This window comes from Amycolatopsis sp. w19 (genome assembly GCF_051373225.1).
Taxonomy (GTDB): Bacteria; Actinomycetota; Actinomycetes; order Mycobacteriales; family Pseudonocardiaceae; genus Amycolatopsis; species Amycolatopsis japonica.
In genome coordinates this window covers 48,139-69,393 of record NZ_JBPQFM010000006.1, presented here as the reverse complement: position 1 = coordinate 69,393, position 21,255 = coordinate 48,139, and the positions used below count along the sequence as shown (strand labels likewise).

Annotated in this window: 19 protein-coding genes; 10 read left to right on the top strand and 9 right to left on the bottom strand. The window is 69.0% G+C overall.

All coding sequences use genetic code 11. The features are described from left to right. Window positions 1-16: 16 nt before the first annotated feature. Together ACSMFO_RS15145 and ACSMFO_RS15140 are read right to left on the bottom strand one after the other, a co-directional pair. Entirely contained in the window at window positions 17-1,438 is a 1,422-nt protein-coding gene (locus ACSMFO_RS15145; protein ID WP_436459068.1) for a M20/M25/M40 family metallo-hydrolase, read from the bottom strand. A gap of 385 nt (window positions 1,439-1,823) precedes the next feature. Continuing rightward, window positions 1,824-3,017, bottom strand: a complete 1,194-nt coding sequence (locus ACSMFO_RS15140) for a DUF222 domain-containing protein (RefSeq protein WP_436459067.1) — start codon at window positions 3,015-3,017, stop codon at window positions 1,824-1,826. A 124-nt stretch (window positions 3,018-3,141) separates the two neighbouring features. On the opposite strand from ACSMFO_RS15140, the gene ACSMFO_RS15135 reads away from it, so the two are divergent. Continuing rightward, on the top strand, window positions 3,142-3,588 hold the full coding sequence (locus ACSMFO_RS15135) for a hypothetical protein (RefSeq protein WP_436459066.1): 447 nt from the start codon (window positions 3,142-3,144) through the stop codon (window positions 3,586-3,588). Between the two features lie 19 nt (window positions 3,589-3,607). Here ACSMFO_RS15135 and ACSMFO_RS15130 read toward each other — a convergent pair whose 3' ends face one another. Then, window positions 3,608-4,024 (bottom strand): DUF6228 family protein, encoded by a 417-nt coding sequence (locus tag ACSMFO_RS15130; RefSeq protein ID WP_436459065.1) that lies wholly within the window; start codon window positions 4,022-4,024, stop codon window positions 3,608-3,610. Between the two features lie 220 nt (window positions 4,025-4,244). Between ACSMFO_RS15130 and ACSMFO_RS15125 the strand changes: the two genes are divergently transcribed. The 3 genes from ACSMFO_RS15125 to ACSMFO_RS15115 all read left to right on the top strand — a co-directional run bounded on the left by ACSMFO_RS15125 (window position 4,245) and on the right by ACSMFO_RS15115 (window position 6,790). Further along, window positions 4,245-5,216, top strand: a complete 972-nt coding sequence (locus ACSMFO_RS15125; protein WP_436459064.1) for an alpha/beta fold hydrolase — start codon at window positions 4,245-4,247, stop codon at window positions 5,214-5,216. A 127-nt stretch (window positions 5,217-5,343) separates the two neighbouring features. Next, the gene (locus tag ACSMFO_RS15120; RefSeq protein ID WP_436459063.1) at window positions 5,344-5,916 is read left to right on the top strand and encodes an RNA polymerase sigma factor; all 573 of its coding nucleotides are present in this window, start codon (window positions 5,344-5,346) and stop codon (window positions 5,914-5,916) included. After that, a complete protein-coding gene (locus tag ACSMFO_RS15115) occupies window positions 5,909-6,790 on the top strand; it encodes a CU044_5270 family protein (protein WP_436459062.1) in 882 nt (293 codons plus the stop codon). The genes ACSMFO_RS15120 and ACSMFO_RS15115 overlap by 8 nt, the downstream gene beginning before the upstream one ends. Before the next feature lie 4 nt (window positions 6,791-6,794). Here ACSMFO_RS15115 and ACSMFO_RS15110 read toward each other — a convergent pair whose 3' ends face one another. Continuing rightward, entirely contained in the window at window positions 6,795-7,247 is a 453-nt protein-coding gene (locus ACSMFO_RS15110) for a hypothetical protein (protein ID WP_436459061.1), read from the bottom strand. Next, a complete protein-coding gene (locus ACSMFO_RS15105) occupies window positions 7,247-8,353 on the bottom strand; it encodes a hypothetical protein (RefSeq protein WP_436459060.1) in 1,107 nt (368 codons plus the stop codon). The genes ACSMFO_RS15110 and ACSMFO_RS15105 overlap by 1 nt, the downstream gene beginning before the upstream one ends. 363 nt (window positions 8,354-8,716) lie before the next feature. Here ACSMFO_RS15105 and ACSMFO_RS15100 point away from each other — a divergent pair, with 363 nt between their 5' ends. After that, window positions 8,717-9,952: an OmpA family protein gene (locus tag ACSMFO_RS15100; protein WP_436459059.1), complete on the top strand. Its 1,236-nt coding sequence runs from the start codon at window positions 8,717-8,719 to the stop codon at window positions 9,950-9,952. Between the two features lie 60 nt (window positions 9,953-10,012). Here the strand turns inward: ACSMFO_RS15100 and ACSMFO_RS15095 are convergent, their stop codons facing one another. The 3 genes from ACSMFO_RS15095 to ACSMFO_RS15085 are packed head-to-tail and all read right to left on the bottom strand — an operon-like array spanning window position 10,013 to window position 13,753. Beyond that, window positions 10,013-10,255 carry a hypothetical protein gene (locus ACSMFO_RS15095; protein ID WP_436459058.1) on the bottom strand — a complete coding sequence of 81 codons (243 nt, stop codon included), beginning with the start codon at window positions 10,253-10,255 and terminating at the stop codon, window positions 10,013-10,015. A 4-nt stretch (window positions 10,256-10,259) separates the two neighbouring features. After that, entirely contained in the window at window positions 10,260-12,608 is a 2,349-nt protein-coding gene (locus tag ACSMFO_RS15090) for a LuxR C-terminal-related transcriptional regulator (RefSeq protein WP_436459057.1), read from the bottom strand. Continuing rightward, window positions 12,605-13,753, bottom strand: a complete 1,149-nt coding sequence (locus tag ACSMFO_RS15085) for a molecular chaperone DnaK (protein ID WP_436459056.1) — start codon at window positions 13,751-13,753, stop codon at window positions 12,605-12,607. The genes ACSMFO_RS15090 and ACSMFO_RS15085 overlap by 4 nt, the downstream gene beginning before the upstream one ends. Window positions 13,754-14,048: 295 nt before the next feature. Here ACSMFO_RS15085 and ACSMFO_RS15080 point away from each other — a divergent pair, with 295 nt between their 5' ends. From ACSMFO_RS15080 to ACSMFO_RS15060, 5 genes are all read left to right on the top strand, one after another. Continuing rightward, a complete protein-coding gene (locus tag ACSMFO_RS15080; protein WP_436459055.1) occupies window positions 14,049-15,158 on the top strand; it encodes an IniB N-terminal domain-containing protein in 1,110 nt (369 codons plus the stop codon). A 120-nt stretch (window positions 15,159-15,278) separates the two neighbouring features. Continuing rightward, a complete protein-coding gene (locus ACSMFO_RS15075) occupies window positions 15,279-17,045 on the top strand; it encodes a dynamin family protein (RefSeq protein WP_038518014.1) in 1,767 nt (588 codons plus the stop codon). Then, the gene (locus tag ACSMFO_RS15070) at window positions 17,042-18,247 is read left to right on the top strand and encodes a GTPase (protein WP_436459054.1); all 1,206 of its coding nucleotides are present in this window, start codon (window positions 17,042-17,044) and stop codon (window positions 18,245-18,247) included. The genes ACSMFO_RS15075 and ACSMFO_RS15070 overlap by 4 nt, the downstream gene beginning before the upstream one ends. A gap of 68 nt (window positions 18,248-18,315) precedes the next feature. Next, window positions 18,316-19,881, top strand: coding sequence for a long-chain-fatty-acid--CoA ligase (locus tag ACSMFO_RS15065; RefSeq protein ID WP_436459053.1), 1,566 nt, complete (start codon window positions 18,316-18,318; stop codon window positions 19,879-19,881). Then, the gene (locus ACSMFO_RS15060) at window positions 19,881-20,420 is read left to right on the top strand and encodes a TetR/AcrR family transcriptional regulator (RefSeq protein WP_436459052.1); all 540 of its coding nucleotides are present in this window, start codon (window positions 19,881-19,883) and stop codon (window positions 20,418-20,420) included. Before ACSMFO_RS15065 ends, ACSMFO_RS15060 begins: the two co-directional genes overlap by 1 nt. 316 nt (window positions 20,421-20,736) lie before the next feature. Here ACSMFO_RS15060 and ACSMFO_RS15055 read toward each other — a convergent pair whose 3' ends face one another. Next, a complete protein-coding gene (locus ACSMFO_RS15055; protein WP_037346550.1) occupies window positions 20,737-21,138 on the bottom strand; it encodes a PPOX class F420-dependent oxidoreductase in 402 nt (133 codons plus the stop codon). Window positions 21,139-21,255: the final 117 nt, after the last annotated feature.

Here is a 21,255-nt window from a genome sequence, read left to right as displayed (position 1 = left end):
ATCAGCTCAGCGACCCTCAACTCAGCGACCCTCGACTCAAGGGTGTCGGAAACGCGACCGGACCGCGATGGCCGTTCTTCCCGACCGCGCGGACACCGAAGAACACATTGTCCTTCGACAGATCCACTTTAGCCTCGGTCGTGTCGCCGACCCTGACGACGTGCGTCCAGTCGGCCGCCGTCGTCTCCCGCCAGACGACCTCGTAGCCGGCGAGGTCCGGGTCCGTTCCGCGCCGCCACACCAGATCCGTCTCGTTCGTCAGCCGGTTCGTCCGGATCCGGACGTCTTCGGGGGTGCCGGGCGCGGTCGCCAGCGACCACATCGTCGCGGCGTTCACCCGCGCGACCCTGGCGATGAACGGGAAGTCGCAGAACTCGGGCAGATCGCCGAACCGCTTACCGTTCTCCACCCGGACGTCCTGGTGCTGATGGGCGTAGTCCTCGTGCGGTTCGGTGAACCGCGCGGCGGGATACCCCTGCTCCAGGAACGGGATGTGGTCGCCGCCGCGGAGGTAGCGGTCGCGCCGGTGGATCACCCGTACGGTCATGCCGGTCGCTTCGTTGTCCGCGACCGAGCGTACGAACCGAGCCAGCTGACGGGAGGGCGAATCGTTCTCCCCGCCGACCGCGCGCCGGATGTCGGCCTGTGCCGGGGTTTCCGACGTCGGCACGCCCTCGGCGAACAACCGGATCGTGCGCGGGTCCCGCGTTCCGTCGTCCGCCCGGCTCGAACCGACGATGTCGTTGGTGAACATCGCCTGCACGTTCGTTCCGGCCGTCTTGAACAGTGTGGCCATGTGACGTGCGCCGAACAAGCCCTGTTCCTCACCGGCGACCGCGGCGAACACGATGGTCGCGGCCGGACGGCGAGTGGCGAGCACCCGGGCGAGCTCCATCGCGACGGCCACTCCGGAGGCGTCGTCGTCGGCGCCCGGCGCGTCCTTCGTCGCGTCGAGTGGATCCGAACACCTTGAGTCGTAGTGACCGGACACGACGTAGACCCGTTCCGGGGTGGTGGAGCCGCGCAAGGTGGCGACGACGTTGGTGATGGTGGTCGCGACCGGGATCCGCGGTGGAGCGGGCTGCTGGAGGTACGACTGTGCCTCGACCGTCATCCGGCCGCCCGACCGCTCCGCGGATTTCGTCATCTCCGCGAGGATCCAGTCGCGGGCGGCGCCGATTCCCCGGACAGCGTCGGTCTGCGAGGACAACGTGTGCCGGGTTCCGAAGGCCGCGAGTCTGCGTACGGTGGCTTCGATGCGGTGTTCGTCTATCTCCCGGAGGATCGCTCGGAGTTCCGCGTCCGGTCGTTGTGGGGTGAGGCGTTCGCCGGATTCTTCGGCGCCGGCGCTCGGTGCGAGCGTTGCGGATGACAGGGCGGCCGCCGAGAGCGCGGCCGACGTGGACAGGAAAACTCGTCTGGACCTTTCCTCAGCCATTCTCTTGTTCCTACGCGTTCCGCCATCGGGCGTCTACCCGCGAAAAGGATGAGCGCGGGTGGGCGGTGGATCGGGGAAGATCGCCGAGTGATCTTCGGGAAGGAAGCCGGCGTACGGGCGTCGACGCCGTCGACTGGTACCGGTCGGCCATATCCATTGCGAACCCTTCCTTGGGCACCATCGCGGGACTCGCCGAGTCGGGGCGGCAAGAGGACGGGCAGTTGCTGCATCCGTTGCTGAGCCACCCTGCGGCCAGAGTGCGAGCTCAAGCCGTTGGGGCCCTTCGGATTCTGGACTCCGTTCCGGTCGATTCGGTGAGGTCGATGGTCGAGGATCCTTCCCGTCGGGTGGTCAGGGCGGTCTTGAAGGCTTTGGGGACACGGGCTCAGGTCTGAGCTTCGTCGTCCTCGGGCCCTGTGCGCGGTTCGTGGAACGGCTCTGGCGCCGTCTCGTAGGTATGGCCGCTCGGCGTGGTGATGATCATGCCGCCGTCGCCGGTGGGCACGGCCGACCATCCGGGCTCCTCTTTGAGCAGGTTGTGGTTCTTGCAGTGGATATGACAGTTGTGGTGATTGGTCTTTCCGTTGCGAGCCCGCGGGACGATATGGTCGATCTCGGAGACCTCGGCCGGCAGGTGACAGCCTGGTTGGGTGCACTCGCGATCCCTCGCCTTGATCAAGCGGGCCAAGGACGCCGGTGACCGATACTTGTCGCCGCCCGCCTCGAGCAGTTGGCCCGTGGCGGAGTCGGTGATCAGCCGGGACCAGGTGGACCCGGGGTCGGAGGCGATTTCGCGGACCAGCCAGTCGGGGATGGGGCCGTACCCGGCCAGTGTCGCGGGATCGTCGCGCGCACCGACGAGTGTCAAGAAGTCGACATAGACATGGATGTGGGCACGTGGCTTGCCCCGACCGTTCTCGGCCAGCAGCCGTTCGGCGAAGATATCGGCGCGATGCTGGTCGAGCGTCCGGGATTTGTCCTTGTTCCGCCGGGAGCGCGCGGCGCGGCTCATCGAGGCGTAGATGGAACCGGCGACTTCCGTGGGAAGGTGGCCGGAGAGTGTGGACATGGTCTCGTCGTCGTGTTCCAACGAGATATGCCGCAACGCGCGTTTCTTGGCCGCTCGTTCGCGGTAGCCGTCGGGATCGAATTTCTGCACGGCACGTCTCACCGAACCCCGGATCGCTCCGGGATCACGGTCGGCGAGACGTTTGGTCAGCCAGGCGTCGACCTGTGCCGCGACTTCGTCCGACACCTCTCTGGTCAACTGCATGACCTTGGAAGCCTTATATAGGTCGATATCACCACGCTCCAAAGCCGCCAGCGTGTTCGGCAGGCGGGCGACGAGGGCGCAGGACGTCTCGACGAGCAGGAAAGCGTGATTGCGGGTGACCGAGAAGCGCAAGGCGACCTCCTCGGTCACGGATCTTCGTGATCCGCCGCGAGCGGCGAAATCGGCTAACGCTCGTACCTGACGTCCCTGCGTCCGCCGAAGCGAAAGCTCTTCGTCGAACGCGGCGTCAAGAAAGCGAGCGGCTTTCGGGTTATAAGCGAGAGTTGTGGTCATGTCCATGATCATAGTCGAACTGACGTTCGAATGGCGGCGAGAGCGTGATCGGATTTACGCGGAGAGTGAACGGGCCAGTCATGGCTGTTCGTTCAGGCTGGGACACGAGCGCCGCCGCGGCTGATTGAATGGGAGGGTGAGCGACTACCCGAGGCTGCTGGAAGACCGAGAAGTGTCGGTGGCGCGTGCCGGTGAGGGGCGACGAGCGCGGCTGCGGGGCTGGCTGGACGGTTACGACGGGCCAAGGCCGCTCTATCGGATCGAGCTCTTCCTCGACGGTGACCGGTTTACGGCCACTGCCGAGGACATGTTCGAGTCGCTCGTCCGCCTGCGTCGTCAGCTGGAACCTGGGGGCTGGGCGATCGCAGTTCAAGGCGCCCGCCGCGACACCTACCCGAGCGGCATGTGCAGGGATATGGGCGGCGGGATGCGGACCTACGTGCTGCGTACCGGCGAAAAGCCTTCGGGAGAGGACCTCGTCGATACGCTGGCCGATGCGGAACTCGACCAAATCGTGAGTGTCGCGGAACAGGAGGCCTGGCACGCCGAATGGTGGGAAGCGGCCACGGGTCGCCGCCTCTGAGCGCATGTGAAGGGAACTGTCATGAGCCGGTCGCCAGCACCTTGACCTCTTGGGCGATCTGCGACAGTTGCTCACCGGGCTCGATCGTCAAGTCACCGGTCGCGGTCCAGCCGACGTTTCCCCAGTCGGGTCGAAACCTCTGGATGGTGACCCGTAGCTGCACGTGGCCGTGCTGGTGGGACGCGTCGATTTTCAGGTCCCTTTCGAGCGACTCCCAGGTTCGGACTCCGTCCCATCCACGCCAGTCGTTCACATGCTGTTGGAAGAACTCCGCGAGATCGGCGAACCCGGTCGCATAGTGGTGCACGACCTGAACTGACGCGGACAAGCCGTGGAGCTGTAGCTCGGCCAGCAAGTACTGTGGCGCACCGTCGTCGGAGCCATCAGCCGTCAGTCGCAGAAAGTCATGGCCGGAGCCAATCCGTGCCTGGATCATGGTCGCAGCATGGCGTTTCGGGCGCGGAGACGGCAACCGGAATTCCCGTATAGCGCAATAAGGCGTGCCGTCATACGGATAGGTGGTAGTCGCGCCGGGCGCTGTCGATATGGTCAGGTTCTTTCCGACTCGATCCGGGTTCGGAAACGTCACGTCTTCCGGCCCTGTATCAGGTTCTCCTTCAACGCTGGATCGTGAACACCCGAACGTGAGAAGCCCCATGGTGAATGGCGCGGAAAGGGAGTACAACCGTCTCGTGGCGAATACGCATGACCCACCTCGCGGATCCGGCGAGCCGGACCCGCCGGAGCCGTCAGATCTGCCGCGGCTCCCCGGCGTGAGCCATGCGTTCCTGACGCTCTCTACCGGTCTGCGGATGCACGTCGCCGAGGCCGGCCGACCAGATGCCCCGACGGTCCTGCTCTTGCATGGCTTCCCGCAGCATTGGTGGGAGTGGCGCAAGGTCATTCTTCCGCTCGCCGAGCACTACCGGGTGATCGCGCCGGACCTGCGCGGCGCGGGCTGGACGGACGCCCCGGCTCAGGGGTACTCCGTGAAGGAAGTCCTCGCCGACGTGCTCGCGTTGCTGGACCGGCTCGGCCGGCGCCGGGTCGGCCTCGTCGCACATGACTTCAGTGCCTTCGTCGGGTTCCGGCTCTGCTTCGACCACCCGGAACGGATCGCGGCTTTCCTGTGCCTCGGCCCGCACCCCTACCTGCGTTTCAAGCCGTACATGCTGGCCGGTATCCCGCAGTTGTGGTTCCAGCCGGTTGTCGCCACGCCACGCCTGGGGCCGTGGGCCCTGGCCACCGACCGGCTCGCCCGCCACCTGCTGCGCGGTGGTTTTGCCACGGCCGAGTCGATTACCGACGAAGATCTGGCTGTCTTCACCACGCGCCTGCACGAACCGCGGCATCCCGAGGCCGGCTCGGCGCTGTATCGAAACCTCATCCTCCCCGAGATGGGGCGCTTCTCCTCGGGCGTCTACCGCAAGCGGCGGCTCACGATCCCGACCGTGGCGCTCGTGGGCGGCGCCGATCGAGGGGTCCGGCCAGGGATGCTCGACGTCCACGGTGACCGGGCGGACGACCTGGCCGGCCATGTCGTCGACGGCGCGGGTCATTACCTCGCGGACGATCGGCCCGATGTCGTCACGGCTCATGCGCTGGAACTGTTCGGGCGTGTCCTCTGACAAACGCCGGCGCGCCTCTGCGACGGCGGCACGTGACAGTTCAGTGGGAAGAAGAAACCGGCCGGCGGCGAAGTGATGGTGAAAGCCGACTGCCGACGGGAAGGACCCACATGTCAGAGGCGGACATATGACAGCGGGGACGGGCGAGCAGGTGACCGACGCCGACCTGGCCGCCCGGTTGCCGCAGGACCCGGAACTGTTCACCGAAGTGCACGATCGCTACTTCGCGGCCATCTATCGGTATGCGGCCGGTCGTCTGGACGCGCAGACCGCGGAGGACATCGCCGCGGAGACGTTCCTCGTCGCGTTCGACCGGCGCGGCACGTTCGATGCCGAACGCGGTGAGGTGCGGGTCTGGCTGTTCGGCATCGCCACGAATCTGGTGGCCAGGCATCGCCGCCGGGAGGCTCGCCACTATCGCGCGCTGGCACGGGCGGGCGTCGCGCCAGTGGCCGAGGGACACGAGAGCAGGGTGGTCGCGTCGGTGGCCGCCCGGCGGCTGCTTCCTCAACTCGCGAAGGCGCTGTCCCGGCTGTCCGCCGGGGAACGCGACGTGCTCCTGCTCGTGGCGCTCGGCCAGCTCGGGTACGAGGAAGTGGCCGCGGCGCTCGGCATTTCTTCCGGCACGGTCGGTTCCCGGCTCAGCCGCGCACGCAAGAAGCTCAACTCCATCCTCACTCCGGAGGCACTCGATGAATGACCTGCAGACATTGCGCGCCGCGCTGGCCGTGGACGAGCCGCCCCAGGACGTGGTCGACCGCAGCCGGCACCGGCTCCAGAACCGGATCCGCGGCGGCCGGGTCTCCCGGCGGCGGACCGGCCGGCTGATCGCGGGGGCCGGGCTCACGGCGGCCGCTGCCGCTGTGGCGATCGCGGTCATGCCCGCCGCACCGGTCGACGGTCCGGCGGGGCGAACGATCAGTGGCCAGGAGGTCCTGCTCGTGGCCGCCACCGCCGCTGAGCGATCCCCCGAGGGAACTGGCACCTACTGGCACGTGAAGGTGACTGTGGCGCACGGCGTTGCTGCTTCGAGTGAGTACGAGTACTGGATCAAGCCGGACGGTCAGTCGTGGATGCGGGGAGCGAAGACAGGTGGCAAGGTCACGCCGCTGAAGGCGCATTCAGCCAACCCGTTCTCGCTGGTCGCGGTCGATCTGACCCTCGAGCAGTTGCGTACCCTGCCGACGGCCCCGGATGCGTTGAAGGCTTGGATCGCCGAGGCCCTGGAGCGTAGCGACGCCAGGACGAGTGCGGGCGAGTTCACCGCGAGCGATCGGGAACAGGCAGGCTTCCAGTCGTTGATCTCACTGGTGTCCACACTGCCGGCCACGCCGGAGGTCCGGGCCACGGCCTTCCGCGTGATCGCCGGCTATCCAGGTGTCGAGAACCTCGGCACGGTACCGGGCGGGCTTGGCCTGTCGCTGCCCAACGGCGAGCGGCTCGTCGTCGATCCGGCGACCGGGCGGGTGAACAGGACGTCGGTGTTCGTCACCATGGACGGGGCGGTGGCCAAGGTGGCCGACCCCGCCGGCGCCACGATCAACGCCGAGTGGACCGACACTCTGCCCGCGTAGCAGATCAGCGGCCGGGAGCGTCTCCTGCTCCCGGCCAACTCCGGGCGCCACGTGCGAACGAATCGGTGGTGCTGCGGTCCCAGAGCGCGTAGAACGTGGAACGGGAAACGGACGTGAGACCGGGGTCGAGTGCTTGATCGGTAAGCCCGCCGGCGTCGTCCTCGATATTCCGCCACCAGTAGCGGCGAATGGCCCCGGACGAGTCCAGCTCGATTTGTTTGACGGCCACTGTCTCGTGCTCGACCACGATCGCTTCCCACAGCCAGCGAGCGCCTTTGTCGACCAGGCCTTCATGGTCCACGTACTCGTAGTACTGGCGAGGCCCAGCGCCCTCGTCCAACGCCCGATACCTCGCGACGCTTGCCCGGAAGGCGGCTTCGGTCTCTTGCGGCCAGTGCCGTTGGGCTGCCAGACGCCGGTAGTGCGCCTCAACGTCCGGCGGAAAGTCGGTCACCATCAGAGTGCGCCGGTGGGTGAGTCGGAAGGCGCGGGATCCAGCTGTGTATCAGGCCATGACTGTGGTGCGGGGCCGAACGCGCGTCTGGCGGCTCGGACCGCCAGGGAGGCGACGGCGGCGTTGGCACCGCCGCCGATCACCGCGCCGATGCCGAATGGAGCCACCCGGCCGAGCACGATGATGCCTTGCTTGGTGCCGTACTTGGTGATGAAGTTCTTGCCCAGGACCTTGTTGATCTGGCGGAGCGTCGCCGTGGGCACCTTGCTGACGAGTTGGCGGGCCCAGTGCTGGCCGGTGCGCTCGGCGGCCTTGCCGACAATGGTCGTGGAACCTGACTGTCCGAGCAGAATCCCCATGACCAGTGTCCGACGGCGTTCGATCTCGTCCAGCTGAACGCCGTGGACCTCGGCGACCGAAAGCACGAACAGTGTGCTCAGTTCGAGCGAAGAGAAGGCCTCGCCCGCCGACAACGCCAGTGCGACCCCGGTACCGACGGCGGGTGCGGCCGCGGTGGCCCCGACCGCGGCTCCAGTGCCCGCCAAGGCACTGACGTACATCCGTTCCAGCGTGCGCACGACCTCCGCGGGCGTCGCATCCGGGTTGCGCTGACGGGCCCGTGCGATGTTCTTGCGCACCAGTGGTGCCTGCAAGCCGATGGCCTTGTCCAGCAGATCGAGGATCGGCTGTCCCGGCCCGCTCGCCGCCGGGGCCGGTCGTTCAAGGGCATCAGAGGCCACAGCGAGCTCCTTCGCGTCGTCAAGTTGCCGCCGAGTCTCGCACCTGCGCGGCCAGAGGTGTCGAGTTGTCGAAGAGGTGATCCCTCCGCCAACGGCTCGTGCAGGTCGGCGACCCTGCTTGACCACGTGGAAGGCAGGGTGTGCGTACCACGCCGCCATCGCCGGTGCGTCGAGGTAGACGTAGTCCTCGACACGGATGCAGCGGCCGTTGCGCTCGAAGTGTTCAAGCAGGCTTGCGGAAGGGCGAGTCTCGGTTTCGACGAGCACCCAGCCCTCGGTCTCCTCGGCGACTCGCTGTGCCAGTCCGCCCAGCACGGGCCGGCCGGCGACATCGCTGACGAAGACGTGCAGCCCGACGTCGCAGCGCATCGTCCTGCCTGCTGCCTGCTGCCTGCTCGACGATTTCGATCTCCGAGGAATCGGTTTCGTGGTCGGGCCGATCGAGGGAGTAACGGTAGGGAAGGCCATCGGCCGAGTGCCAAAGCCGCGGATCATCGGCGTTGCGGGTCATCCCCACGACGCCGAACTCCGCCACCACGATCGGTTCGACACGTTCGGAAAGGTATGGAGTCAAGACGCTGAGCGCGGTTCCGGCCACGGACACCAGTAAACGGCACCCCGACCGCGTTGCCCGAATGGCCCGTACTCGCGCACGGATGGCTGCCCCCAGAGGTACCGACGCGGCGGCCAAGCGGCTGTCACCATGGGCTGACCAGACGAGAGGCCTGCCTCATGTCGTTGCGAACCGCCCGATCGCTCACCGACTCCGGAGCCGAGCCCTTGGCCACCCGCGCGGCCGCGGCGCGAACGCACCCGCCCGCGCTCCCCGGGATCGCGTCGCTCCTGCACCTGCAGCGCACGGCGGGCAACGCGGCGGTGGCCGGCAGCGTAGCGGCGCAACGGTGCGGTTCGGTCCCGGCCGACGAGTGCCCGTGCCAGGCCGAGGACGCGTCCCCGCCGGTGGCGCAGCGCCAGGTAACCGTCCAGCGCGCCCAAGCCGCGCCTGTGGTGCAACGGACGACGGTCGGCCCGATCCTCGACGAGTACTTCTCGCCGCTGTCGTCTCCGCGGGTGTGGGTCATGGAGGAGAGCGACCCTTACACGGTGCTCGTCCGCGGCTGGCAGCCGGTGATCGACGGCGAGGCGTGGCTCCTGAATCACCTCGAGCAGAACGCGGCGGAGTGGGACACCAGGCACCGCACGACGCCGAGCTGGAGCCCCGGCATGACGGGCCACGACCCCGCGGCGGCGTCGAACTCCGTACCCCATCCGCCGGGCACGGACCCGACGACGTGTCGCAACGCGTTCATTCCGTACGTCGCCGGCGAGGTGGGGCGCGGCCTGGCGGGTCCCGTGGGGCCGCTCCTCCCGCGGATCGAGACATGGGAGCTGCACACTTGCGCGATCGGGTCGTTCGTCCTGCGCGCGACGGTCGACGCGATCGACCAGACCGCCGGAACCGCGACGGTGAACATCTGGATGCAGAACGAGATGAGCCGGTCGTCGTTCGGGAGGTTCGCCAGCCGGGCCGTGGTGAGTGGCCAGGCGACCCAGTACATGTGGTGGCATTGGCGTGTGAAGCATCGGTGGGTGCCCGCGCCTCCACCACCCCCGCCACCGGCACCCGCACCGCCGCTCGTGCTGACCGGCGACCTGCTGTTCGACTTCGATTCGGCGACCGTGCGGCCCGAGGCCCGATCAGTGTTGGTCGCCGCGTTGCCGGCGCTGCGGGCGAGGCCTTCGACGAACATCGTGGGGCACACGGACTCCCGAGGGACCGACGAGTACAACCAGAGGCTCTCGGAACGACGGGCGCAGGCCGTGGTGGCTGTGCTCCTCGCGGAGGACGGGTCGCTCGCAGGTCGGCTGCACGCGTCCGGGCGCGGCGAGTCGGAACCGGTCGACACCAACCGCACGCCGGCGGGCCGTCGGCGCAACCGGAGGGTCGAGCTCGGCTCGACGCCGTGATCCCCCGGTCCACTCAAGGACCGGCGGCCGGGTCGTCGAAGTCGAGTGGCGGCATCGTCGCTACATCCTGGGCCCAGGCGTCGCGAAATCCCGGCTGCACCGCGAGATCGACCAGTAGCCGATGTGGTCGAAGCGGGACCCGTCGGTCGCGTCCCACGGGCTTCCGGCGGGGCCATGGATCACCTCGAAGAACGGGGGCCCGCCGGTCGAGAACACGATGTCGTAGTCCCAGTCCCCGAGGGTGCCCGCACGGACCGGGCTCCAGGTCACGCCGAGGGTGCGGGTGTGGTAGAAGGCGTTCAATTACTCAACCGTCGCCCGCCGCAAGCAACTCCCGCAGCATCGCCAGTAGTTCCCGCCGGTCCCCGGCCCCGAGTTTCCCCCGGATCCGTGCCATGTGGTGTTCCACGGTCTTCCCCGAGATGAACAGTTCGCTCCCGGCCTGCTTGTACGTCAGCCCGCCGACGACGAGGCGGGCGACTTCCAGTTCCCGTTCGCTCAAGGCGTTCAGCCCGGTGGCCGCGACGGGCTCCGGTGCCCGGCCTTGGAACTGCCGGGCCGCTTCGAGCAGCTGGACCATCGCCTTCCGGTCGGAGGTCCGGATCGCCGCCTGCCCGGCCAGCCGGGACGCGTCCCAGCAGAGCCCGAGTTCGTGCAGTTCCGACGCGGACGCGGTGATCGATTCCGGATCGAAGCTGCCGGTCAGGACCGCGAGCCAGCCGGTCGCGGCGGCGGCGAGAGCGGCGGGATAGCGGCCGCAGGAAGCGAAATCGTTCAACGCGGCCAGATGTTCCCCAGCCGACGTGTGGTCCTCGACGGTGATGGCGGCGTGCAGTTCGTGCCAGCGCAGGGTGGCTGTCCACAGTGGAGGGTTGCCGAGCGCGTCGAGCACGGCGTGTGCCCGCTCCAGCTGCCCGGCCAGTTTGGCGCTCGCGCCGCCTCTCGCGGCCGCGATCGCGAGTTCTCCCAGCGGCAGCAGCGAATACAGGTCCGGCTGCTGGCGCATCGAAGCCTGATACGCCCGGTCCCAAGAACGTTGCAGGCCGGGAAGATCGCTCGCCCGCCGTGCCAGGCCCAGCTGCAGGGTGGCGGCGAAGAGTTCGTCACGCGCTTCGAGGCCGTCTGGCGGCATCAGGGCTTCGGCGGCGGTCTTGAGGTCGCCCGCGGTCATCGCGACCCAGCCGAGCAACAGCCGGTGCCGCTTCGCGAGCAGGTCGCCGCCGATCCGGCCGTTCGCCGCACGGCTCAACACCGACTCGGCCAGCGCGAGTTCGCCGGAATGCAGGCCCACCAACGCCGCCAGGGCCGCCGGGCTGTCCGGGAGCGGCGCGGGCGCGCCCGTCGATTCCAGCATCGAAGCCGCGCCCAGCAAGGCGGACAGGGTTTCGGCGCCGCAGCCCGAAACCGAATCGGTGATCGCCCGCGCCATCCGCGAGGCGGCACCGGCGAACAACGTCGGGACTTCGGGAGTTTCCAGCACGCCCCGGGCGGCTTCGAGTTTTCCGGTGCCCAGCAACGCGATCGCGGCGAACGCCTTCGACGCGGCCCGCCCGGACCATTGGTACAGCTCCGCGCTGTGCGCCAGTTCGCCGCGATGCGCCAGCACGGTCGCGGCCACTTCGGCGCCCGCGGCCCGGGCGTCCGTGTCCGACGTGCTGCCGAGCATGCCGTCGCCGAGCCGCAGCGCCGTGTCGAGGTCTCCGGCCAGCGCCGCGGCGTGCGCCCAGCCGACGGTGAGCGCCGCGCCGCGCCCACCGGCCTCGGACGCGGCCTCGTAGAACCGCGCCGCGAGTTTCGTGTCGTCGGGCATCGCCTCGCGGGCGGCCGCTTCGAAGGCCGCCGCCGCGCTCGCGCCCGAACTTCCCGTGCCCAGCAACGACTTGGCGAGGTCCAGCACCGGAAGCCCGTCCCGTAACTGGAGTTCCACCAGCCGCTGCAGCACCGTCAGCCGCCGCCCCGGCGAACCCCAGGTCCGGATGGCTTCGGCCGCGATCGGCAGCAGGACGTCGTCCTCGCCGAGGAGACCGGTCGCCCTGGCACTGTCGAAGACCTCGGGGAGACCTTCGCGATCGCGGTTCAGCAGCGCGGCGAGGAGATCGAGGTTCCGGCCCGCGCCCGCTTCCGCCGCGATCAGGTAGCGGTGCACGTCGTCGTCCAGTTGCTCCAGTTCGCCGCGGAAGTCCGCGAGCCGCCCGGTGACCGCGCGCACCACGAGCCCAGGCACACCACCGGTTCTGAGGTGGACTTCGGCCGCGGTGGCCGCGTCGCCGCCGGACTGCTCGACGAGCTTCCGGACGTCGTCGACGCAGAAAGCGCCCAAGGACACCGACCTGCCGAAGGAATCGGCGAGCGTGCGCAACGCCTTCGTGCGCGCCGTCCGGAAGGCCAGGACGACGGGCTGTGTCGTTTCTTCCGCCCGTGCCTTGATCTTCGCGAGCTCGTCGTCGTCGAGCTGATCGGCGTCGTCGATCAGCAGCGCCTCGACGCCGGCGTCGGCGTAGCGACGGCCGAGAAGGCCGAGCAGGTGAGTCTTGCCGTGCCCGCCGGGGGCGACGACGGTGACCCGCACCGGGACTTCCGGGGCGGCGGTCACCTCGTCGAGCAGGCGCCGGGCACCCGGATGGATGATGCCGGGCTGGTCGAGCAGTGCGTTCAACAGCGACCTTCGTGGGGTGACGAGGTGGCGCCGGGGGTGGGCGGCGCGCACGAGCTCGAAGTGGTGGGAGGGGCTTCGGGACCCTTGTCAGCGGTGGCTTCTCGAGTGGTCAGGGTGAGCAGCAGGGTGGTCGCGGCCAGCACCACGACCGCGGCTCCGGCGACGAGGGGCTTGCGCCGGCTGAGCAGTTTCGCCGCCCCGGTGCGTTCTGGCAAGGGGAACGGGGTGATGTCCACCGGCGGCCGTTCGGGCCGCTCGGTGAGCTCTTCGGGGGTGTCGACCCGGGGAAGCAGGGTGGTTTCGACGGTCGCGACGGCGTGCGATCCCGCGCCGCCGGGTTGAGGAAGGTCACGTCGCGCGGCGATGTTGGCCGCGCCGGTCGCCACCGTCAGCACCGGGTCGCTCGACGCGAAGACGGGGCACGGTGTCCGGCCGGGAACCGGCGGCGCCTCGCCGCAGAGCACGATGCCCGCCAGCGCCTGGGGCGGGACCCCGGCGCCGTGCGCGAGTTCGAAGACCTTGCCGACGGCTTCGGCGGGGTCGACACCTTCCAGCGTTTTGATGGGTTGCCAGCCGTTGACGGCGGTGGCGGCGGCGATCGTGACGACCGCGCCGTCCGGGCCGAATTCGCAGACACCGGCGGTGACATCGCCGTGTGGGGCGAGGTACGCGTGCAGTGCGGCGACGGGCGACGCCACCAGTGCGGCACGGGGGAATCCGGCTTCTGCCAGCGCCCGGCGCAGCAGGTCGCGGCGGAACGAACCCCAGCCGACGGGATGCGTGAGCACGATGTGGTGCGGTTTCTCACCGAAGCGTTCGGCCGCTTGATCCACCGCCGCGTCGACGAGGACCGCGCTGAGGGATTCGGCGGGGAACCGTTCGCCACCGACGATCACGGGAACGTCGTCGCCGACCCGTTCGTGGAACCCGGTGAGCAGGCGGGCGGGCGCGGATCGACCGGCTTCGACCGCGGCGTCCCCGGTGAGCAGGTAGCCGTCGTCGTCGAGGAACACCGCCGACGCCGCCGCCGGGCCGCGCGCGCCGAGCCACGACGGCTCGGGCACGCTCCAGCCGTCGCCGGAGTTCACGCAGGTGGCGGCGGTGGTGCGGGTCGAGGCGATATCGATGCCGAGGACGTAGGGCAACGAGCATCCTCCTTCGCTTGACCAGCCCCTAAGGACCAAATAGGGCCACTCACCTGAATGGCTTGACCCATCCGGGTGAGGGTTGGCATTAAACCCAACCGAGTGCGTCTCGGTTAAGCCCCTAACGCCCTAACGATGTCATACCGATCCCCTATTGGCTGAGTGAGCGACGACCAGGAGTGATCCCCGATGTGCCCATGGGTACCGGCTCACTAGCTTCGGTGACCTGCGCTCAGCCGTGCCCTCCGGCCGCTGGGCGCGCCCCACCGACCTAGACCCCCAGGAGAGTCCTTTCATGGGTTCCGTCCAGACCCTGCACGACTTCACGCTGAACCTGCTGAACGACACCGCGGCCCGCGCGGCGTTCGCCAACGACCCGCAGCAGGTGCTGGCCGACGCCGGCCTCGGTGACATCAACGCCGCCGACGTGCACGAGGTCGTCCCGCTGGTGCTCGACTTCGTCCCGGTCGGCACCGCCACCGACCTCACCGGAACCACCGCCGCCACCGCCGACAACCTGGCGGGCTTCGGCGGCGTCACGAACGCCGTCAACGGCACCGACGGCGAGTGCGCCGACGGCGTCCAGGGCGCGATCGACCAGCTCACCGCGCTGACCGCCGGTCTGCCGGTCGCGGTCCCCGGTGCCGGCGCCCTGCCGGGCCTGCCCGAGGCCGGTCTCCCGGCCGTGCCGGGTCTGCCGGAGCTCGGCGGCCTGCCGGAGCTGGGCGACCTGCCCGCCGCCGTCCCGGCCGTGCCCGCCGTGGGCGACCTGCCGGTCGACGTCCCGGGCCTGTCCGCCGTCCCGGCCGTCTCCGACGTGACCGACGTGTCGAACGCCGCCGCCGGCGTGACCGCCCTCGCGCAGAACACGGTCGGCAGCTTCGGCCTGACCGACGACCTTTCGCGTGGCCTCGACGCCGCTTCCGTCGGCCAGGCCGGCGACCTCGCCACCGGCGCCGTCGACACCGCGACCGACCTGGCCCACGGCGTCCCGGCCGTGGACACCGCCGGTCTGCCCGCCGTCGACTCGGTCCCGGCCGTCGGCGACCTGGCCGGCGACCTGCCGCGCGCCGACGGTGTCGCGGGCGACGCCCCGAACTTCCTCTCCGAGGTCGGCGACCTGACCAGCACCATCGGTCACGTCGACGTCGCGGACGTCACCACCAAGGTGCACGACGTCGCGAACAACTACGGCAACGGTGACATCGCCAACAACGTCGGCCACCACGCCGGCGACGTGACCGGCAACGTGGCCAACGAGGTCGGCAACGTCGCGGGCGTCACCGAGGTCCACGACACGGTTTCCGAGGTCGGCAACGACATCGGCCACACCATCGGCAACATCGGCGACGTCAACATCGGCACCGGCGACATCGGTTCGGGCAACGACATCCACATCGGCTGATCCGAACATTCTTCATATCTGTGCCAGGGCCCCGCGACCGCCGCAGGTCGCGGGGCCCGCACGGCATGTTGGCCCATGCCACATTGATTCCGCGCTTGGTTAAGGGAACACTGCATCCCCGTGACAGCCCCCGCCTGGCTCGACGTGCTCAACGAGACCTTGGACGCCTGTGCCGCCCACGGTCGCGCCGACCTGGCCGAACGGCTCCGGCGCAGACGAGACCAACGGGCGCCGGGCACCCGGATCGCGGTGGTCGGTTTTCCCAAGCAGGGCAAGGGATACCTGCTCAACGCACTGCTGAACGCGCCGGTCTGCGCGGTCGGGGACGCGAGTACGCCCGCCGTTCCCACGGAAATCGGGTACGCCGCCGACCCCGCCGCCATCCTGGTCGGGCACGCGCGGGAGAACGTGCCGGTCGGCGACCTCGCCAAGGAACTCGAGGTCCGGCCACCCGGGTCGCTGCGCCGGGTCGAAGTCGGCCTGCCGCGCGAACTCCTCGGCACGGGCCTGGTGCTCGTGGACACCCCGGCGATCGGGGACCCCCGGTCCCCGCGCACGGCGGCCACGCTCGACGTCCTCGCCGACGCGCACGCGGTGATCCTCGTCTCCGACGCGACACAGGAACTCCAGCCCGCCGAACTCGCGCTGGCGAGGCACATCCGGACCTGGTGCCCCGCATTGGTGCTGGCACTGACCAAGATCGACGTGAGCCCGGACTGGCGCGAACTCGCCGCCCGCAATCGCGCCGCGTTGTCGGAGACCGGTGTCGTCGCCGACGTCTTCCCCGTGTCCGCGACGGTGCGGCAAGCCGCCGCGAAGGCCGGTGACGCGGCCCTCAACGGGCGGTCCGGCTTCCCGGAACTCCTGAACTGGGTGGGAGAACAGGCCGCACGCCCGATCGAACGCACCCGCGCGCTCGCCGCCGCGGTGAGTGTGCGCGCGGCGGCGGTCGAACTGGTCGAGACCTTGCAGACCCGGCTGAACGCCGTTTCGCAGGACAACGGCGTCGACCAGGTCACCCTGCTGCACCAGGCACAACGGCGCACCGAGGAACTGCGGCGGCAGAACGTCCGCTGGCAGAACATGTTGTCCGACGAGATCACCGACCTGATCTCCGACGCCGAATACGATCTGCGCGAGCGGACCCGGGTGATCGTGCGGCATGTCGACCGCACCTTCGACGAAGGCGACCCGGTACAGATCTGGCCGGATTTCCAGACCTGGCTGGAAGAGAACCTCGCCGAGGCCGTCGAGACGAACTACAACTGGGTGTCCGACCGGTCGGAGTGGATCGCGCAAGCGGTGGCGTCGACTTTCGGGCCGCATTACGGCCACGCCCCGGAACTGCCGCTGACCGGGTCCGGAGTGGACTCGATCCCCGAAGTCGGCACGCCCAAGATCGAGCGGTTCAAGATCGGGCAGAAACTCTTCACCGGCTTGCGCGGTTCCTACGGTGGCGTGCTGATGTTCGGTCTGGTCACCAGTCTCGCCGGGCTGCCGTTGATCAACCCGGTGTCGCTCGGCGCCGGTGTCGCGTTCGCCACCAAGAGCGTGCGCGACGAGGGCGGGATGCGGTTGCAGCGTCGCCAGGCGTTGGCGAAGGCCGCGGCTCAGCGTCATGTCGACGACGTGTTCATCCGGTTCAGCAAGGAGATCAAGGACGAGGTCCGTCAGGTGCAACGGCGCCTGCGCGACCATTTCGCCGCGCTGTCCGACCAGCTTTCGGAAGAGCTGACGCGGCAACGGGAACTGATCATCGCGGGCTCCGCCGAACGGGACCGGCGTACTCAGCGGGTCAAGAAGGAGATCGACCGGCTGGCCGCCCTGCACCGGAAGGCGGGAGCTTTGGGCGCGACCGCCCGTGATATCCGGGAGCTGTCGGCGTGACCACGCTGGACGTCCGGGAACTGCTGAACGAGGCCGCCGCGCATTACCGGGATCGCCCGCACGCCGTGGCGATGCTGCGGGAATGCCTGGAACGGCTGGACGAACCGCTGCGCGTCGGTTTCATCGGCACGCCGGGAACCGGGAAGTCCACTTTGGTCTCCGCGTTGGCGGAGTGGCCGACGCGGGCCTTGCGCGAGATCGATCTGTTCGACACTCCGGCTTTCGCCGAACACGTCGACGCGACGGTGCGTTTGGTGCGCCATCTCGAACCCGACGAACTCGCCGGAACGCGGTCGGTGGGCGGTTCGGCGTTCGCGCGGCAGACCGCGGCGAACTCGGTTCTGGTGCTCGGCAGGGCGGACGAGGTCGGCGCGGGCCGGATCGACGCCTTGCTCACCGCGAAACAGCTGGCACGCCGGGCCTGGCGCGAGGACCCGGATTGCGCGGGATTCCAAGGAGTCATCGCGGTCGCCGGGCAGCTGGGTTACGCGGGACGGGCGTTGCGGGACGACGAATTCGAGGTGCTGCGCGCGCTGGCGTCGGTCTCCCGGCCGGAGCTGGAGCGGTATCTTCTGTCCGTCGATTCCTTTGTGGACGATCCGTTCCCGGTGCGGGTCTCGCCGGAGTCGCGGAAACACCTGGTGTCGCGGTTCGGGCTCTACGGGGTCCGGCTGGCGATCACCCTGATCCGCACCGGCTGCGACAGCAGGCTCAAACTCTCGGCGGAACTCGTGCACCGAAGCGGTCTCGGCGACCTGAGGGACACGCTCGCCGGATGCTTCGTCGCGAGGGCCGAAGCGTTGAAGGCCCGCACGGCGGTGTTGCGGTTGGAAGGCCTTCTCGCCGCGGAACCTCTCCCGCACGGTGACCGGCTGGCCGCCCGCGTGGAACGCTTCGCCGCGGCCGCGCACGACTTCCGGGAACTGCGGCTCATCGCGGGCATTCGCGGTGGCCGCACGGCGTTGTCCGGCGAGGACGCCGAGGAGGCCGTCCGGCTGCTCGGCGCGCAGGGACTCGCGCCCACCGAACGGCTCGGTCTCGAATCCGACGCGGATCCGGCCGAGATCCACGCGGGTGCCGAAAGCGCCCTGGTCCGCTGGCGGCACGAGGCGGAACGCGCCGACGCCGCGCACGCCGAACGCGCCGCCGCCCGGGTGATCGTGCGCTCGGTCGAGGGACTGCTCAGCCTGTTCGTGGCTTGACGCCTGCCGGTCACCGAGTCACCATAGAGCACTCTATGGCGGCTCTGACCAGGCGAAAGGGGTCCGGCATGCCCGACGACGCGCGTCCGGATGTGCGGCTTCTCGGTGAACTTTTCGCGCACTGGGCGAAGGCGATCCCCGAGCGGGAGGCACTCTCGTTCCAGGGGCGGCGGCTCACCTGGGCCGACCTCGACGACCGGGCGAGGCGCGTCACCGGCGCGCTCGCGGCCGCCGGAATCGGCAGAGGCGACCGGGTTGCCTTCGTCGACAAGAACACGCCCGCCTGCCTGGAGATGACCTTCGGCGCGTCCTCGCTCGGGGCGGCGAACGCGGTCGTCAACTGGCGTCTCGCCCCGGAGGAACTGGCGTACGTCCTCGGTGACAGTGGCGCGCGGATCATCTTCGCCGGGCCGGAACTGCTACCCGCCGTCGAGGCGTTGCGCGATCGGCTGCCGTCGGTCGAGCGCGTGATCGTCGTCGGGGGAGAAGACGACCAGTACGAGGACTTCCTGGCCGAGGCGATGCCCGCCGAGGTCTCGCCCGAGGTCGACGAACACGACGGCGCGCTGATCATCTACACCAGTGGTACCACCGGTTTTCCCAAGGGCGCCGTCCTGACGCACCGCAATCTGCTGGGGCACAGCCGCAACGCCGGTGCCGCGTTCCCGATGGGCGACGGCGACCGCAACCTGGTCGCGATGCCGCTGTTCCACGTCGGCGGGAGTTGTTACGCGATCATCGGGTTCCACTACGGGCAGCCGACGACGATGACACGTGAGCCCGACGGCAAGTCTTTGCTGGGCGCGCTCGCCGAAGGGGTCACGCACGCGTTCCTGGTGCCCGCCGTGGTCGCCGGCATCATGCAGGCGGGGGAGCAGGCCGTCGCCGCGTTCGCGCGGTTGAAGTACCTGGGCTACGGCGCTTCACCGATGCCGCTCCCGTTGCTGCGCAAGGCGCTCGCGGCCTGGCCGGACACCCGGTTCGTGCAGGTCTACGGCATGACCGAGCTGTCCGGGGTGGTGACGACGCTCGGTCCGGACGCACATCGCGACCCTGCCCGGCCGGAGCGGCTGGCGTCGGCGGGCACGGTGCTCCCCGAGGTGGGGATGCGCGTCGTCGACCCGGCGACGCTCGAAGACACCGAGCCGGGGACCCCCGGCGAGCTGTGGTTCCGCACCGATCAGGCGATGGCGGGCTATCTGGGCAAACCGGAGGCGACCGCCGAGACGATCGTCGACGGCTGGGTCCGCAGCGGTGACGTCGGCAGGGTCGACGACGGAGGTTTCGTCTTCATCGAAGACCGTGTGAAGGACATGATCATCACCGGTGGCGAGAACGTCTACTCGCCCGAGGTGGAGCGGGTCATCGCCGAACATCCCGCGGTCGGCGAGGTCGCCGTGATCGGGATTCCCGACGATCGCTGGGGTGAGCAGGTCAAGGCCGTCGTCGCCCCGGCTCCGGGAGAGCGCGTCGACGTCGACGAACTCGTCGAATACTGCCGGGAACGCCTGGCGCATTACAAATGCCCGCGAACGGTCGAGATCGTGGAGGCGTTGCCGCGCAACGCGACCGGCAAGATCCTCAAACGGACCTTGCGGCGCCCGTATTGGGAGGGGCGGGAGCGCGCGGTCTGATGCCGTCGACGGTCAGCCGCGCGCAGTACTTCGACGCGGCGTTGGAGATCCTCGCCGAGTCCGGGTTCGCCGGGCTCAACGTCGGCGCGCTCGGCAGACGCCTCGGTGTCACCAGCGGATCGTTCTACCACCATTTCGGCGGCTGGCCCGGATTCGTCGGCGCTCTGCTCGACTTCTGGGCGCAGCGGCAGGTGCGGATCCTGCGGGAACTGGACTTCGGTTCCGGCGGCCCCGAGGCGGATTTCGCCGCGCTGATGAGCCTGACGCGCGGACTCCGCCATCGCGCCGAGGCGGCCATCCGCGCTTGGGCGGCGAACGACGAAACCGTTCGCGTGGCACAGAAACGCGTCGACGACGCCCGGGTCAAGACGGTCGGGAGGGTGGTGGCCGAGCTGATCCCCGACCGGCGTCGCGCGGAGGTCGTGACCTCACTCGGGCTGGCGATGCTGGTGGGCTACCAGCAGGTGGCGTCGGCGGGCGGATTCACCGACCTCGGCGAGATCCTGGACGAATACACCCGCCTCGTCCTCACCGGCTAGCGGGAGGTGAAGGGGACCGGCCGCGACGCCAACCGTCCACAAGGGACACCGATCCGGGTTAAGGTGCCCGATTTGGGCACTTTGTGCAGTATTGCGTGACGGTCGTGAGTGGTAATGGTCGTTCTAACCCTCTTTGTCACTCACGACCCCTACGCGGAACTGCGCATGCAGGCATGAACCGGACATTCAATCGGCGTGAAATGTCCTCTGTGGACAATCCGAGTCGGGATCGTGCTGCCCATGGGCGGCTGGGCTCATCTTGAAGCCTGCGAAGGGTCTTCGCGGACTTGTCGGCGGTGTCACGAGATGCGGGCTGTCAGGCGTTGCCGAGCACCCGCGTCACGGTGATCTCGATGACCACCCGTTCCGGGTTCGGCTTGGGCTGCCGATAGCGTGCGGCGTAGCGATTCTCGGCGTCGTGCACGGACTCCGGGTCTTCGCGCAGTACCGCGCGTCCCTCCAAAGTGGACCACCGAGGCCCGTCGATCTGGCAGGCGGCGACCGGAATGCCGTTTTCGCCCGCTTCCTTGACCAGGCGTGCCTTCTTGGACGAGCGGAACGTGATCACCCGGGCGATCCCGGCCTCGAAGTCCACCGTGACGCCGACCGCGACGACGTGCGGGGTGCCGTCCGGGCGGACGGTGGTCAGGGTGGCGAGATGCCGTTCGGTCCAGAATTCCCGGAAGGCTTCGCCGCGTTCGCTCAGGTCGATCTTCATGGTGTCAACGCTAGGCCACTGTTCACGTAGGCGTCATTTGAGGTAATAGTAAGGAAACTTTCTTAACTCTCTTGTTTTTGCCCGATCCGGATGTCACTCTCGGAACGCGCCGCCGCC